Origin of the sequence: Pontixanthobacter luteolus, from assembly GCF_947494915.1 — a bacterium.
Taxonomy (GTDB): domain Bacteria; phylum Pseudomonadota; class Alphaproteobacteria; order Sphingomonadales; family Sphingomonadaceae; genus Pontixanthobacter; species Pontixanthobacter luteolus.
Genome location: NZ_CANLWR010000001.1, coordinates 1,570,951 through 1,586,606, shown reverse-complemented (window position 1 = coordinate 1,586,606; position 15,656 = coordinate 1,570,951). Strand labels below are relative to the sequence as shown.

Genomic DNA, 15,656 nt, shown 5'->3' with positions numbered 1-15,656 from the left:
TGGGGGGCGGGAAGCCTTAATGCTCTATTTGATCGCCGAGTGGCTGAATTTCGAGGGAATTTTCAACCTCATCCGTTACCAGACCTTCCGGTCCGGGGCGACGCTGATGACCGCGCTGGTGATCGGCCTGATCATCGGCCCCCGTTTCATCAACATGCTGCGTGTCCGCCAGGGCAAAGGGCAACCAATCCGCGAAGATGGGCCGCAAACCCATCTGGCAAAGGTTGGCACGCCAACGATGGGCGGCCTGATGATCCTGATCTCGCTGACATTTTCGATGATCATGTGGATGGATTTGCGAAACCCGTTTGTCTGGGCCTGTCTGGCCGTGACGGTGGGATTTGGCCTGATCGGTTTCCTTGACGATTACGACAAAGTCACCAAGGCAAGTCACAAGGGTGTGTCAGGCAAGGTTCGCCTGCTGATGGAATTCGCCGTGGCCGGTGTCGCATCCTACCTGATCGTCAGTCAGATAAACACCAACCTCTACGTCCCGTTCGTGTCGGACGTATCGATCCCGCTTGGCCCATTCTATTATGTTTTTGCCGCCGTCGTAATTGTCGGGGCGGGTAACGCGGTGAACCTCACCGACGGGCTGGATGGTCTTGCGACCATGCCGGTAATCATCGCCTCAGGCACCTTCGCGATCATCGCCTATCTTGTGGGCCGCGTGGATTATTCCGCCTATCTCGGCATTCCCCATGTTCCGGGGGCAGGCGAGCTTGCGATCCTGTGTGCTGCGATCATGGGTGCCGGCCTCGCTTTCCTGTGGTTCAACGCGCCCCCTGCCGCTGTGTTCATGGGCGATACCGGCAGTCTTGCTCTGGGCGGGGCGCTGGGCGCGATTGCCGTGGCATCGCATCACGAGATTGTGCTGGCGATTGTCGGCGGCCTGTTCGTGATGGAGGCACTGTCGGTCATCATCCAGGTTTTCTGGTTCAAGCGCACCGGCAAACGGATCTTCCGCATGGCGCCGATCCACCATCATTTCGAACAAAAAGGCTGGGCTGAATCGACGGTGGTGATCCGGTTCTGGATTGTGTCGATCGTGCTCGCACTGATGGGGCTGGCAACGCTCAAGCTCAGATGATCACCAGCCCCGCCTTTTCCGGCAAACGCTATGCCATCCTCGGTCTCGCCAGATCAGGTCTCGCCGCGGCGGAAGCATTGCTTGCCAGCGGGGCGGACGTCGTCGCTTGGGACCGGCAGGATGTGGCCCGAGAAAAGCTGGAAGGGCGCGCGCGTCTGGCTGACCCGTTGGAGATTGACCTGAGCGGATTTGCCGCCGTGATCGTGTCGCCCGGTGTTCCGCTCAACACCCATCCGATCGTAGGGTATGCTGCGCGTTTCGGCGTTCCGGTGATCGGCGATATCGAATTGTTCGCGCAGGCCCGTTCTGCGCTGCCGCCGCACAAGGTGGTGGGCATTACCGGCACCAACGGCAAATCGACCACCACCGCGCTGGTGCATCACATTCTCAAATCTGCCGGCGTGCCCACCCTGATGGGCGGCAATATCGGCATTCCGATCATGGAACAGGAGCCGCTGCCCGAAGGCGGTGTCTATGTGCTGGAACTGTCCAGCTATCAGATCGACCTGACAGTCAGTCTAGATTGCGAAATTGCGGTGCTGCTTAACATAACCCCCGACCATCTCGACCGGTATGACGGATTTGCGGCCTATGCGGCGAGCAAGGCACGTCTGTTCGCGATGCAGTCCGGCGGGCATATTTCGTTCCTTGGTTCCCACATCCCGCCCGAGTTGCGCGTTGCGTCCCCGACCAATCCGATCCCGGCGATCGATGGTGAAAGACAGGTGCGGTGGCCGTCGCTGCAAGGGCCGCACAATGCGGAAAATGCATCTGCTGCAATCCAGGTTTGCATGGAACTCGATCTCACTCCGGATGAGATCGAACGCGGTTTGCAGTCCTTTAGGGGCCTGCCGCACCGGATGGAATTCGTGACGGAGCATGACGGGGTGCTGTTCATCAACGACAGCAAGGCAACCAATGCCGATTCCGCTGCACCCGCTCTCGCTGCCTATCCGCCCAATCCCGCGCCAAGGCTCCACTGGATTGTCGGCGGGTTGCCCAAGGAAGATGGATTGGGCGCGTGCGAACAGCATCTGGGCAACGTCAAGACAGCCTACACAATCGGCGAGGCCGGCCCCCGTTTCGCAGAGCTTCTGGAAGGGACGGTACCCGTCCAACGCTGCGAATTGCTGTGCGAAGCAGTCGGGCGCGCCGTCGTGAATGCGGTGCCCGGCGATGTCATCCTGCTATCCCCGGCCTGTGCCAGCTTCGACCAGTTTCGTGATTACGAAAAGCGCGGCGAACACTTCCGCCAGATCGTTAGGACACTGACCGAACAAGACCCGGACGGTGCCGCAGATAGTGACCGCAGGCCTGAAGCATGAGCGCCAGCCAGCCCTATATCCCGCGTGCCGGCGAACGTGCACCTGCGACCGAGAAGTTTCGCGGATCACGAAGCGCGGAGTTGAAGATCTGGTGGCGCGAAGTCGACCGGGTCCTGCTGTTTCTGATTCTGCTGCTGATGGCAATCGGCACAGCCGCTGTTGCTGCAGCATCGCCGGCCAGTGCGCGCCGGCTGTCCACGGCATCAGTGCAGTTGCCGGATCTCTATTTTTACTGGGCGCATCTGCGCTGGCAGTTCCTCGGCGTGATCACGTTGATCGGCGCATCCATGTTGTCGCGCGACAACGCACGCAGGGTCGGGATCGTTCTGGCAGCGGCAATGCTGGGTTTCCTCGTACTGGTGCCGATGATCGGCCATGAAGTGAACGGAGCGAAGCGCTGGATCAATCTGGGTATGAGGTTCCAGCCATCGGAATTTCTCAAGCCTGGCTTTGCGATTGCGCTGGCGTGGATCCTGTCGTGGCGGCTGCGTGATCCGCATTTGCCGGTGCTGGCAATCGTCACCGCAATCATGGGTGTTGTTGGGCTCCTGCTGATGTTGCAGCCTAATCTGGGTGCGACGCTGCTGTTTGGCGGTGTGTGGTTCGTTCTGGTGTTGCTGTCGGGCGTCTCGGTCCAACGTATCGGGATGCTGATCGGCGGCGGTATCGCGGGCCTGGTCGCGGTGTATTTCCTGTATGAAAACGGCCGCAACCGGATCGACGCATTCCTTGGCGGGGGTACGGCATTCGATCAGGTCGACCTTGCCCAACGCACCTTGCTGGCAGGCGGCTGGACCGGAAGCGGGCTATGGCTGGGCATTCGCAAGCTGAACCTGCCCGAGGCGCATACAGACTACATTTTCTCCGTCATCGGCGAGGAATTCGGTCTGCTTATGTGCGCTGTCATCGTCGTGATGTATCTGGCGATCATCGCCCGCGTGTTGGTTCGTCTGGCTGATGAAGACAATCTGTTCACACTGCTGGCCGGTGCCGGTCTGGTGACACAGATTGGCGGTCAGGCGTTCATCAACATCCTCGTCAATCTGCAGCTTTTTCCATCGAAAGGCATGACCTTGCCGCTTGTATCCTATGGCGGTTCTTCGACCATCGCTGTATGTCTTGCCGCCGGGCTATTGCTGGCCATCACGCGGCGAAATCCGTTTCTCACGCGTGAGACACCCGGATTGCGCAAGGTGCCCCCGTTCAAGAAATTCGGGGCGATGCGAAAAACGAACGAAGGAAAACGCTCATGAGCGGCGCGAACCGCCATTTTGTCCTGGCTGCCGGTGGTACCGGCGGGCATCTGATCCCGGCCTTTGCGCTGGCGATTGAGCTTGACCGGCGCGGCCACCATGTTGCGCTGATCACTGATGAGCGCGGCGCGGCGATCCCGGGCAAGCCTGAATTTTTGCCAGCGCATGTCCTGCCTGCCGGCCGGTTTGGAAAGAACCCGCTCAAATGGTTCAAGGGCATCAAGGCTGTGCTGGAAGGGCGCAAGATGTCACTGCGCCTGTTCGAAACTTTCGAGCCCAGCGCCGTAATCGGTTTCGGCGGATACCCGGCACTGCCTGCGCTGCTGGCGGCGACTTCGGCTGAAATACCCAGCCTGGTGCACGAACAGAACGCCGTGCTTGGCAGGGTAAACCGGTTGTTGGCCAGCCGGGTTGAAGCAATCGCCACTGCCTATCCGGAAATCAAACGGCTTAAGCCAAAACACGCCGAGAAAACGCATCTGGTTGGCAACCCGGTACGGGCCGAAGTCATGCAATTGCGCGATGATCCGTTTCCTCCGTTTACGGATGAAGGGCTGCTGCGCGTGCTTGTCACTGGCGGCAGTCAGGGTGCCAGCGTGCTTTCAGAAGTGGTGCCGGACGGGCTCGCCATGTTGCAGCCTGCTCTGCGTGCGCGCCTGCAGGTGACGCAGCAATGCCGCCCGGAAGATATTGATGCCGTGCGTGAGCGGTATCGCAGCCACGACATTCCGGCAGAACTCGGCACATATTTCGAGGACATGGCATCGCGGCTGGCCGACGCGCATCTATTTATTGGCCGTGCTGGCGCATCTACCATCGCGGAACTGACTGCGGTTGGCCGTCCGGCCATCCTGATCCCGCTGCCGATTGCAACCGATGACCATCAGGCAGCAAATACGCGCGAGTTGACCCAAAGCGGCGGTGCGCGTTCGATCCGTCAGCATAATTTTACCGGCAAGGAACTCGCGCGCCAGATACAGGCTTTGGCGCAGCGTCCCGATACACTTTCAACGGCGGCGCATGCGGCTTGGAATTGCGGGCGTCCCAACGCGGTGCGGGACCTTGCCGATCTGGTCGAGAGTTTTGGCGGCAGCGAACTGATGGACGTTATCCGGGTTGGCGCGAACAACGCCCGCGGCGCATCGCAGGAAGCAAGGCCGGCGCATGGCGCGGCAAGGGATGATGCATCATGAAGGGCGTAGGCACTGATATCGGGGTGATCCATTTCGTCGGCATCGGCGGGATCGGGATGTCCGGCATTGCGGAAGTGATGCACAATCTCGGCTATACTGTGCAGGGCAGTGACCTGTCTGAAAGCCCGAGCGTCCTGCGCCTGCGGGAGCGCGGAATTTCGGTCAAGATCGGACACGAGAAGGAAAACGTTGAAGGTGCAGCCGTCGTCGTGATCTCTACCGCCGTGAAGCGGACCAACCCCGAAGTCGCGCACGCTCTGGAAAACCGTATCCCCGTGGTTCGCCGCGCTGAAATGCTCGCTGAACTGATGCGGCTGAAAAGCACGGTCGCGGTTGCCGGCACGCATGGCAAAACTACGACGACCAGCATGATCGCTGCACTTCTGGATGCGGGCGGGGTTGATCCCACCGTCATCAATGGCGGCATTATCGAGCAATACGGCTCCAACGCGCGCATGGGCGACAGCGACTGGATGGTGGTTGAGGCCGATGAAAGCGACGGCAGCTTCTTGCGCCTTGACGGTACGATTGCGGTTGTAACCAACATCGATCCTGAACACCTCGATCACTACGGCGATTTCGACGGGGTGAAAGATGCCTTTGTGGAATTCATTCACAACGTCCCGTTCTACGGCGCTGCCATTCTGTGCATCGATCATCCTGAAGTGCAGGCGGTGATCGGCAAGGTACGCGACCGCCGTGTAGTGACCTATGGGTTCTCGCTGCAGGCAGACATTTGCGGTGTGAATGTCCAGCCTGTGGAAGGCGGCAACAAATTCGACGTGGTCGTCCGCCAGCGCGGCGAAGAAGATCGCCGTATCGAAGGCGTCAAGCTGCCGATGCCAGGCCGCCACAACGTTCAGAACGCTCTCGCCGCGATTGCTGTTGCGATCGAGATGGGTTGTTCTGACGAAGTGATCTGCAATGGCTTTGGTCAATTTGGCGGCGTGCGTCGGCGCTTTACCAAGGTCGGTACCGTCGGCGGGGCAAGCATCATCGACGATTATGCTCACCATCCGGTTGAAATCCGTGCTGTACTTTCGGCTGCGCAGGAAAGCGTATCGGCTGTCGGGAACGGGCGTGTATTCGCGGTCATGCAACCGCACCGTTATTCGCGCCTCAATGATCTGATGGATGATTTCCAGACCTGCTTCAACGATGCGGACCAGGTGTATGTGACTCCGGTATACGAGGCGGGCGAAGACCCGATCGAAGGTGTCAGTTCGGACGCATTGGTAGAAGGGCTGAAGTCGCGCGGCCACCGTTCAGCAGCGACAATCAGCGACCAGCAAGCGCTGGCAAAAACCCTTGCCGACCAAATCGTTGAAGGCGATCTGGTCGTGTGCCTTGGCGCAGGTGACATCACGAAATGGGCAGCCGGGCTGGCCGATGCGATTGCTGAAGAACGGACTGCGGCGTGAGCGGCCATCAACCAAACGACTGGTTTATGAACGACACAGGATCGGCACCCGCATCCGAGGTTGATGGTGCGGTTTCGACGCCTGTTCCAATCGAGAACATCCGCGGCAAGCTGACCGCCGATGCGCCGCTCGCCAAGCTGGTCTGGTTCAAGGCCGGGGGCAATGCGGACTGGTTGTTCGAACCAGCGGACCGGGCGGATCTGGTCGATTTCCTTGAACGGCTGGGCGGACAACTTCCGGTGATGGCGCTCGGCCTTGGGTCCAACATGATCATCCGCGATGGCGGCGTGCCGGGCGTGGTCGTGAAACTGGGCAAGCCGTTCGCACAGGTCGAAACGGATGAAAATTGTGTTGTCACATGTGGCGGCGGTGCTCACGGAATTCTCGTCTCCTCCACCGCGCGCGATGCTGGCATTGCCGGCCTTGAATTTCTTCGCGGGATTCCAGGGACGGTTGGCGGCTTCGTACGAATGAACGGCGGCGCATATGGCCGCGAGGTTTCAGACGTGCTGATCGATTGTGAAGTGATCTTGCCGAGCGGGGACTGCATCGTCTTGCCGGCAGCCGATCTCGAATACACATATCGCCATTCCGCGATACCCGATGGGGCGGTGGTCGTTCAGGCCCGGTTTCAGGGTACGCCGGGCGTTCCGGAAGAAATCGGTGCGGAGATGGACCGGATTGCCGAAGCGCGCGAAAACTCGCAGCCGCTACGGACCAAGACCGGCGGTTCCACTTTCAAGAACCCGGAAGGCCGAAAGGCCTGGCAGCTGGTCGATGATGCCGGTTGTCGGGGGCTCAAAATGGGCGGCGCGCAAGTGAGCGAGAAACACACCAATTTCCTGATCAACACCGGCGATGCGACAAGCGCAGATATCGAAGGGCTGGGGGAAGAAGTGAAGCGCCGCGTCTATGAAAACTCCGGCGTCCAGCTGGAATGGGAAATTCAAAGGGTTGGCCGGCCATGAATGCGAAGCGCAAACTGCATATCGCGGTTCTGATGGGCGGATGGGCTAACGAACGGCCCGTCTCCCTGATGAGCGGCAAAGGCGTGGCTGACGCGCTGGAAAGCCGCGGACACAAAGTGACCCGGATCGATATGGACCGGCAGGTTGCCGCCCGAATTGCCCAAGCTGCGCCCGACATCGTTTTCAACGCTCTGCACGGGGTGCCGGGCGAAGACGGAACGGTGCAGGGCATGCTCGATCTGATGGGCGTGCCATACACTCACTCTGGCCTCGCCACCTCTGTCATCGCAATCGACAAGGAACTGACTAAGCAAGCGCTTGTCCCGGCGGGTATTCCGATGCCGGGTGGGCGGATCGTGCAAACTGCGGAGCTTTACGAGAAGGACCCGTTGCCGCGTCCATACGTGCTCAAACCCGTGAACGAGGGATCGTCGGTCGGGGTGGCGATCGTCACCGATGAAAGCAATTACGGCAATCCGATTCAAAGAGATGCCAAAGGGCCGTGGCAACAGTTTGACCACCTTTTGGCAGAGCCTTTCATAAAGGGGCGCGAGCTTACCACAGCCGTTATCGACGGCGAAGGTGGCCCACGCGCCCTGACGGTGACAGAACTGGTTCCGAAATCCGGCTTTTACGATTTCGACGCGAAATACACTGACGGCATGACCGATCATATCTGCCCCGCTGAAATTCCCGACAACATCGCGCAATTGTGCTGCGAATATGCGGTCAGGGCGCACAAGGTCTTGGGCTGCAAAGGTACGAGCCGAACTGACTTCCGCTGGGATGACGAACTGGGCGAAGACGGCCTGTTCGTGCTGGAAACGAATACACAGCCGGGGATGACTCCGCTCAGCCTCGTGCCTGAACAGGCAAAATATTGCGGTATGGAGTACGCGGATCTCGTCGAAACAATCGTCAAGGAAGCGCTTCGCAGCGCGGCAAGTGGTGCGGATCAGCAAGGAGGGGCAGATGGCAACGGTTAAACGCAAAGGGCAGGGCGTGCGCCGCTCCGCCGCAGCCAAGAGCCGCGCCAACACCGCTCGGCGGGCAAAGGCGAAAACCGGCTCGTTCATGGATTCGGCAATGGCTGTGCTGCCATTCACCGAAGAACAGCTGACGCGTTTCTTCCTGGCGATGATCCTCGGTGCAGCAGCGGCGCTGGCATGGTTCGTGGCTAGTCTGGCCGGCGTGCCGGCCATGGCACAGCAACAGATTGCCGGGCTGGCATCCGACGCCGGTTTCGAAGTGCGCCATGTTCGCGTGAGCGGCGTCGACCGGATGAACGAACTGAAGGTCTACGAGAAAGTCTTGGGCGAACGCGACAGGCCGATGCCGCTGGTCGAACTCGATACGCTGCGCGACGAATTGCTCGAACTGAGCTGGGTCCAGGACGCGCGCGTTTCGCGCCAACTGCCCGACACGCTCGTCGTAAACATCGTTGAACGCACACCCCATGCGGTTCTCAGGAAACCGGGCAGGATGGTGCTTATCGATCCAACCGGGGCGGAACTCGAACCGATCACTCAGGCAAATGCACGCGGGATGCTGGTTATCGCCGGGCCCGGTGCCAGGCAGCAGGTCGCTCAGCTAACGGATTTGCTTGATGCCGCACCGGCGCTGAAGCCGCAGGTTGCGCAAGCCGAATGGATCGGCAATCGCCGCTGGAATCTCACCTTCAGCACCGATCAGGTGCTGGCCTTGCCGCAGGGCGAGAAGGAAGCGGCCACCGCGTTGATTTCCTTCGCAAGGCTCGACGGGGTGAACCGCCTCCTCGGCGGAAAGGTTGCGACATTCGACATGCGCGCGCCTGAGCGAATTTACATGCGTATTCCGGGCCGCGCGCAGGAAAGCCTTGAAACCGGAAGCGGCAGCTGATGGCTCTACCCCGCATTTCCAAAGTCTACGGCGCAGTAAATGTCGGCAGTTTCCGCATCTCTGCCATGATCATGGGCATTTCGGAGACCGGAGAGATGATCGTGCTGGGCTCGGGCCACCGTGCCAGCCAAGGCATAAAGCGCGGCTATATCACCGATATGGCCGCCGCAACCTATGCCATCCGTGATGCTGTAGAGCGGGCAGAAAAGAACGCCGGGACCAGCGTGTCCAGCGTCTGGATCGGCTGTGCAGGCGCGGGACTCGCCAGCCAGATTGCCAAGGTGGAAATCGATATTGGCGGCCGCCGGATCGAAGAAGAGGATATCGAGCAATTGCTCGTAACCGCACGCGATTCCATCGAGCCTGACGGCCGCATGGTGCTACACGCGCAGCCGGCGCATTACACACTCGACGGCGCACACGGGGTTGCCAATCCAAAGAACCTTCATGCCGAACGCCTTGGCGTGGATATTCACGTGATGCTTGCCGACGGCGCGCCAGTCCGCAACCTGATCGAAGCGGTGCAGAACGCGCACCTGGACGTCGAAGCGGTGGTTGCGGCGCCAATCGCGGCTGGCCATGCCTGTCTTAGCCCCGAGGAACGGGAGTTGGGCACGGCGCTGGTCGAAATCGGCGGTGATGTGACCAATGTGTCTGTCTATGCTGGCGGGATGCTGCTGGGATTGAAAGCCATTCCGCTTGGCTCGGCTGATATCACCGATGCCGTTGCATCAGCCTTTGGCATCCGCCGTTTCCAGGCCGAGCGGCTGAAATGCGTTTCCGGCTCTGCAATCGCCAGCCCTAGCGACCACCGCGAAATGATCCCCGTTGATGGGCCGGGCGACAGTTCCGCAGGCACAACCGCTCGTGGCGCTGATGACAAGAACCGCATTCCGCGCGCCGAACTCGTTTCCGTCGTGACAGAGCAGCTCTCGCGCCTGACCGACGAAATCGGCAAGGCTTTGAAGGAGATGGGTTTCTCCGGCGCGCGCGGCAATCAGGTTGTTCTGACCGGCGGTGGCGCTGAACTTGCAGGCATCGCAGAATTTGCACAAGGCGCGCTTGGCCGCCCTGTCAGGGTGGGTAAGGCCCCATCGCTGCGCGGCCTGCCCGAGGCCCATGCGACACCGGGATTTGCAACCCTGTCGGGGCTTTGCCTCTATGCGGCAGACGATCCGGTGGACATCCGCTCGATCGAGCCTGGCTACCAGGAAACCGTGAAAGCTTCGGGCGCAGCGATGTTCGGAAGGATATTTCGCGCGGTTAAAGAGTATTTCTGAGTGGAACTCCGTGCGTTAACCACTGTGGATAAGAGGATTTACCCTTTGCAGGGTTGATTCGCTTTGTGGCAAAACGAATGTGACTATCAAATTATGCGACCAATCCCTTGGAGGGGTATAAAATGAGCATTAATATCGGCCCACCGGCATCCGACGAACTTCGCCCGAAGATTACCGTTATCGGTGTCGGCGGAGCGGGCGGCAACGCGATCGCCAACATGATTGCGGCTGAAATCGAAGGCGTCGAATTTATCGTCGCCAACACCGACGCGCAGGCGCTCAATACAGCAGTTGCGGACACCCGCATCCAGCTTGGCCCTGAAATCACCGGCGGCCTTGGTGCTGGCGCCCGTCCCGAAGTGGGCAAGGCAGCCGCAGAAGAAACGGTCGCGGAAATCGAAGACGCGCTCGACGGTGTGAACATGTGCTTCATCGCAGCCGGTATGGGCGGCGGTACAGGCACGGGTGCTGCTGCGGTCATCGCAGAAGCGGCGCGGCGCAAGGGTGTTCTGACAGTTGGCGTGGTCACCAAACCATTCCTGTTCGAAGGTACGCGCCGGATGCGTGCAGCCGAAGCAGGCATTGCCGAACTGCAGCGCCATGTCGACACGCTGATCGTTATTCCGAACCAGAACCTGTTCCTGATCGCCAAGGCTGAAACCACTTTCAAGGAAGCGTTCCAGCTAGCCGACGAAGTGCTTCAGCAGGGTGTGCGTTCGATTACCGACCTGATGGTCATGCCGGGCCTGATCAACCTCGACTTTGCCGATGTTAAGTCGGTTATGGAAGAAATGGGCAAGGCAATGATGGGCACCGGCGAGGGCGAGGGCGAAAATCGCGCTCTCGAAGCTGCTGAACGTGCGATCGCGAACCCGCTGCTCGACGGTGTGTCTATGCAGGGCGCGAAGGGTGTGATCATCTCGATCATCGGCGGTGAAGACATGAAGCTGCTGGAAGTCGACGAAGCGGCGAACCACATTCGTGAGCTGGTGGACGAAGACGCGAACATCATCTGGGGTTCGGCCTTCAATCCCGATCTTGACGGGAAGATCCGTGTTTCGGTCGTTGCGACGGGTATCGAGCCCGGCGCCGGTCAGGTTGACGGTGGCGGGGATACCCATTCGCTCTCCCTGGGTGGATCGCGTGCGCCAAAGCGTCCGGCACTTGAACTGCCCGCCGAAGATGAATTCGAAGAAGAGTTCGCAGAGGAACCCTCCGCTGTTCCCGCTGGTCTTGCCGGAATGTCTTTCGACGACGACGATTTCGAGGAAGAGGGCGAGGATGACGGCGATGTCGACGGCATCGTTGACCCGCTTGCCGGGATGCGGAACGAGATTGCTGATCCGTTCGATGCGGATGAAGAGTCTTCCCTGCCGGAACCTGCGGATGATACCGCTCTGACCTCACCTGGTGAGCAAGAGGGCTATGCTTCTGCCAGTGACGACGATTGGGATGAAATCTCCGAAGCAGGCAGCGATGACGATGCGCTGGACCTGACCGCCGAGGTTGAAACTGACGAGAGCACCGACGCCGGTTCGCAGCAGGACGAACTCCTTCTCAACGCCGACAAGCTGGCTGAAGAAGATCAACCGCTGGAGGTCAAGACCGGTCGCAGGCGCGGTCTGGTTTCTGGATCGGGCGAGGGCGGCAGTGGCGGCGGATCGGGTGCGGGCAGCACTCTGTTCGAGCGTATGGCCAATCTGTCGCGCGGCTCGGGTTCTGACAGCAATGCAGAAGACGAGGATGAGGACGGCGAGGATGAAGGCGGTTCGTCGCTCAACATTCCCCGTTTCCTCGGGCGTCAGAACAACCAGTAATCTACGAAGCAACGTTCCGCTCGGGTTCATGCGGCTATGCTATTGCCGGTGACCCGATGCGGAATATGCGAAAGGTAGATTGGATTTTGGCGTTGGCCGAAACTGGAACCATGCAGCAAGGTTTGACGGCACGGAAACCGCTTCGCGCGGCATTGTTCGGATGTTTGATGGCGTCTGCTGCGCCTCTGTCCGCGCAGCCGGCGCAGGATGCGGTATCGCAAGCCGTCGTGCAGCCATTGCCCCCCAAAAGTGCGACTGACCTGAGCGAGGCGCTGCAAAGGCTGGCCAGGAATTCACGCGATGTCGATGCGCTGATTGATGCAGGCAATGCCTCATTGGCGGTTGGCGATGTGGATGCTGCCATTGGCTTTTTCGGACGTGCGGACGAGCTTTCGCCAGTCAATGCGCGTATCAAGGTCGGGCTGGCAGGCGCATTTGTCCGCCGCGAGCGCCCCTTGGAAGCCCTGCGGCTGTTCGACGAAGCAGAGCAGGCCGGCGCTGCAACAGGTGCCTTGGCCGGTGACCGCGGGCTGGCCTACGATCTGGTCGGCGACAATGCTGCGGCACAAAGTTTCTATCAGCAGGCAATGGCCCGCAAAGATGACGACGAAACACGCCGCCGCCTAGCTCTGAGCCACGCGATCGCCGGAAACCGCAGCGAATTCGAGAAGGTGCTTTATCCACTCCTCGAAAAACAGGACTTTGCCGCTTACCGGACCCGTGCGTTCGGCATGGCAATTCTGGGCGAAGATACGGAAGCGGTTGCCATCGCAGAAGCAGTGATGCCGCGCGACCTGTCGGCCCGGATTGCGCCTTATCTGCGCTACATGCCGCGCCTGACGAAGGCTCAGCAGGCTGCAGCTGCCAATCTGGGTATTTTTCCGCGTGCAGCGCAGATCGGCCGCGACGATCCCCGAATCGCCGAATATGCCGGGCGATCTTCTGCAGCGAGCAATGCCGATGCGCGCCTTGCGCCGCAGGGCGAGCCGCTTGGCCGGCGGGTTGCCAGTGCAGCGACAGACACAAAGAGCCCACGGCGCCGTCCCGATCGCGGCAGAAGTGCAGTTCCGCCTGAGCCTGCTCCGGTTACGGCACAGCCAGACACACAGGCGACGCAGTCTGCAGACCTCGCCGCCAATAGTGGCTCCAAGCCCGTCACTGCTTCTGCGGAATTGCCCCAAATCGCAGTGCGGAACAGTGCTGATAACGTGCAGGTGCGGAATGAACTGCCTGCAGCGAACAGCACAATTGCAGCGCAGGTAGCCGCCGCACCGGCATCGGTACCACCGGCAAATATGCAGGCGGCCGCCCCCAGTTTCGATCTCGCTCAGGCGGGGGCCTCGCAATCGGGCGCGTCACCCGTGGTGGTCAGCACGATCGCAGCCAGCAATACGCCTGCGGAAACACCGCCGGACGACCCGGCCACCGTTGCCGAGGCGTTTGCGAATTTCAGCCTCGGGCCGTCTACAACGGCATCGCTGGGTGCAGGTGCGGTCGACATCACCACGATCAAACCCCCGCGCGAGGTGGCAAAGCCACCCGAGCCGAAAACGCCGGATCCGCCAAAACATCCTGAACGGTTCTGGGTCCAGGTCGCGACCGGAAAGAATGTGTCTGCATTGAAGTTCGACTGGCGGCGGATCAGCCGGTCGGCTCAAGGTGTTCTGGACGGCAAAAACCCGCACGTAACACCTTGGGGCCAATCAAATCGCCTGCTTGCAGGGCCATATGTCAGCCTGAAAGAGGCTCGCAACACCATGAATTCACTCAAGGAAAATGGTGTCGACAGCTTTACCTTCACCAGCCCCGAGGGGCAGGAAATTGATCAATTGAAGTGAATTTCTGGTGGTTCCGGCGCCGCTTTTGCACAAGCTTTGAACAGTCTAAGTGACTTCTCCCCAGCGCTTGTTCGGCATCGCATTGCAAGCTGCGCGCGTGATCTGCATCCCGTCAATCATGGTTTACGGATCCACCCGATGAGAGCGAGCGAGCAAAGCTTCACCGCGTCAGACGATGCTGCACCGGTCGATATGCTGGCGGCACTGTTCGAGGCGCGAGGCTGGCCTTTTTCTGCCACTTCCAAGGAAGAGCTTTCCGGAGAAATTCAGGGAAGCTGGGCGAAATTCCAGCTGCGTGCGATCTGGCGGCGGGAAGACAAGGTGCTGCAATTGCTGTGCCTGCCCGATGTCCGGGTTTCCAAGGAAAAACGGAGCGCCGCTTACGAGCTGCTCGCCAAGGTTAATGAGCAGATATGGATGGGCCATTTCGATATGTGGTCCAATGGCGGTGTGCTGGTTTACCGCAATGGCGCGATGCTGGGTGATGACGGGCTTCTTAGTCTTGATCAGGCTCAGGCGCTGGTGGAAACGGCGGTTGAGGAATGCGACCGCTTCTATCCGGCTTTCCAATTCGTCTTGTGGGGCGACAAGTCGCCAACCGAAGCTCTGGAAAGCGCATTGATCGATGCCGCCGGGGAGGCTTAGGCCTGTCAGCTGAGGCGTGCGCGGATTTTCAGTTGGCGGCTGTGTGTATGTCAGGAGCGATGCGATGGCGTTTCGGAGAATCCTAATAGTCGGTTTCGGCACGATGACCGGCGCAATGGTCGATGGCTGGCTTGCCGCTGGCAGTGATGCATCGCGGTTCGAGGTTTATCACCCTTCAAAAACCGAAGTCGCGCACGGGCTTACGGTCCACAACGCCTGGCCTGCGGACACGTATGACGCAGTCCTGCTGGGGGTAAAGCCGCAAATGCTGGACGATGTCGCCGCCGGGCTGGAGCCGCTGATCGGACCCGGTACTGTGCTCCTCTCGGTTCTCGGCGGAGTAACGATCGACACCTGCAAGACGCGGTTCCCAAGGGCGGCGGGCTGGGTCCGGTTCATGCCGAACCTTGCCTGTTCGATAGGCAAATCGCCCAACGCCCTGTTCGGGGCAGGACTGGACGCTGAAACCCGTCACGCGGTTACGCAGCTGGCCGAGGAAATCGGGACCGCTGAATGGCTCGAATCCGAAGACCAGTTCGATCTGGTCACCGCCCTTGCAGGGTCCGGACCGGGCTTTGTCTACCGTTTCATCGATGCGCTGGCGGCAGGGGCGACCAATCTTGGCCTGCCCGAGCAGCAGGCGCAGCGGCTTGCGCTGGCTATGGTGGAGGGTGCGAGTGCGCTTGCGGCCAGGTCGGAACATTCACCGGCGCAGCTGGCGAAACGTGTGGCGAGCCCGGGCGGAATGACACAAAAGGGGCTCGACGTGCTCGACGATGGCGGCGCGCTGGTGAACCTTTTGACCGACTGTTTGAGGGCCGCGCGTGACCGGGGAGCCGAAATGGCGAAGGGACCTGCCGCAAAAGGTTAATGCCGGGAAATGCTTTGCGTCCGGTTTCACTTGAAAAATGGTGCTTAAACACTGATATTGTCACCAGAGCCGGGGCC

The 15,656-nt window shown here is 60.2% G+C and carries 13 protein-coding genes; all 13 read left to right on the top strand.

Annotation, left to right across the window (positions count from 1 at the left end; all coding sequences use genetic code 11):
• The first annotated feature begins 19 nt into the window (after window positions 1-19).
• The 13 genes from mraY to PO778_RS07715 all read left to right on the top strand — a co-directional run bounded on the left by mraY (window position 20) and on the right by PO778_RS07715 (window position 15,579).
• Window positions 20-1,090, top strand: coding sequence for a phospho-N-acetylmuramoyl-pentapeptide-transferase (gene mraY / locus PO778_RS07775; protein WP_271439150.1), 1,071 nt, complete (start codon window positions 20-22; stop codon window positions 1,088-1,090).
• Window positions 1,087-2,415, top strand: a complete 1,329-nt coding sequence (gene murD, locus PO778_RS07770; RefSeq protein ID WP_271439149.1) for a UDP-N-acetylmuramoyl-L-alanine--D-glutamate ligase — start codon at window positions 1,087-1,089, stop codon at window positions 2,413-2,415. Before mraY ends, murD begins: the two co-directional genes overlap by 4 nt.
• The gene (locus tag PO778_RS07765; protein ID WP_160730347.1) at window positions 2,412-3,668 is read left to right on the top strand and encodes an FtsW/RodA/SpoVE family cell cycle protein; all 1,257 of its coding nucleotides are present in this window, start codon (window positions 2,412-2,414) and stop codon (window positions 3,666-3,668) included. The genes murD and PO778_RS07765 overlap by 4 nt, the downstream gene beginning before the upstream one ends.
• The gene (gene murG, locus PO778_RS07760; protein WP_271439148.1) at window positions 3,665-4,861 is read left to right on the top strand and encodes an undecaprenyldiphospho-muramoylpentapeptide beta-N-acetylglucosaminyltransferase; all 1,197 of its coding nucleotides are present in this window, start codon (window positions 3,665-3,667) and stop codon (window positions 4,859-4,861) included. The genes PO778_RS07765 and murG overlap by 4 nt, the downstream gene beginning before the upstream one ends.
• Entirely contained in the window at window positions 4,858-6,282 is a 1,425-nt protein-coding gene (gene murC / locus PO778_RS07755; RefSeq protein WP_271439147.1) for a UDP-N-acetylmuramate--L-alanine ligase, read from the top strand. The genes murG and murC overlap by 4 nt, the downstream gene beginning before the upstream one ends.
• A 26-nt stretch (window positions 6,283-6,308) precedes the next feature.
• Window positions 6,309-7,250: a UDP-N-acetylmuramate dehydrogenase gene (murB, locus tag PO778_RS07750; RefSeq protein ID WP_271439146.1), complete on the top strand. Its 942-nt coding sequence runs from the start codon at window positions 6,309-6,311 to the stop codon at window positions 7,248-7,250.
• A complete protein-coding gene (locus PO778_RS07745; protein ID WP_271439145.1) occupies window positions 7,247-8,236 on the top strand; it encodes a D-alanine--D-alanine ligase in 990 nt (329 codons plus the stop codon). The genes murB and PO778_RS07745 overlap by 4 nt, the downstream gene beginning before the upstream one ends.
• A complete protein-coding gene (locus PO778_RS07740) occupies window positions 8,223-9,128 on the top strand; it encodes a cell division protein FtsQ/DivIB (protein ID WP_160730342.1) in 906 nt (301 codons plus the stop codon). Before PO778_RS07745 ends, PO778_RS07740 begins: the two co-directional genes overlap by 14 nt.
• Window positions 9,128-10,408, top strand: a complete 1,281-nt coding sequence (ftsA, locus tag PO778_RS07735; RefSeq protein ID WP_160730341.1) for a cell division protein FtsA — start codon at window positions 9,128-9,130, stop codon at window positions 10,406-10,408. Before PO778_RS07740 ends, ftsA begins: the two co-directional genes overlap by 1 nt.
• Before the next feature lie 122 nt (window positions 10,409-10,530).
• Window positions 10,531-12,225, top strand: coding sequence for a cell division protein FtsZ (ftsZ, locus tag PO778_RS07730; RefSeq protein WP_160730340.1), 1,695 nt, complete (start codon window positions 10,531-10,533; stop codon window positions 12,223-12,225).
• A gap of 167 nt (window positions 12,226-12,392) precedes the next feature.
• The gene (locus tag PO778_RS07725; protein ID WP_271439144.1) at window positions 12,393-14,063 is read left to right on the top strand and encodes an SPOR domain-containing protein; all 1,671 of its coding nucleotides are present in this window, start codon (window positions 12,393-12,395) and stop codon (window positions 14,061-14,063) included.
• A 138-nt stretch (window positions 14,064-14,201) separates the two neighbouring features.
• On the top strand, window positions 14,202-14,708 hold the full coding sequence (locus PO778_RS07720; RefSeq protein WP_271439143.1) for a type III secretion system chaperone family protein: 507 nt from the start codon (window positions 14,202-14,204) through the stop codon (window positions 14,706-14,708).
• 64 nt (window positions 14,709-14,772) lie between these two features.
• Window positions 14,773-15,579 carry a pyrroline-5-carboxylate reductase family protein gene (locus PO778_RS07715; RefSeq protein ID WP_271439142.1) on the top strand — a complete coding sequence of 269 codons (807 nt, stop codon included), beginning with the start codon at window positions 14,773-14,775 and terminating at the stop codon, window positions 15,577-15,579.
• The last annotated feature ends 77 nt before the right edge of the window (window positions 15,580-15,656 follow it).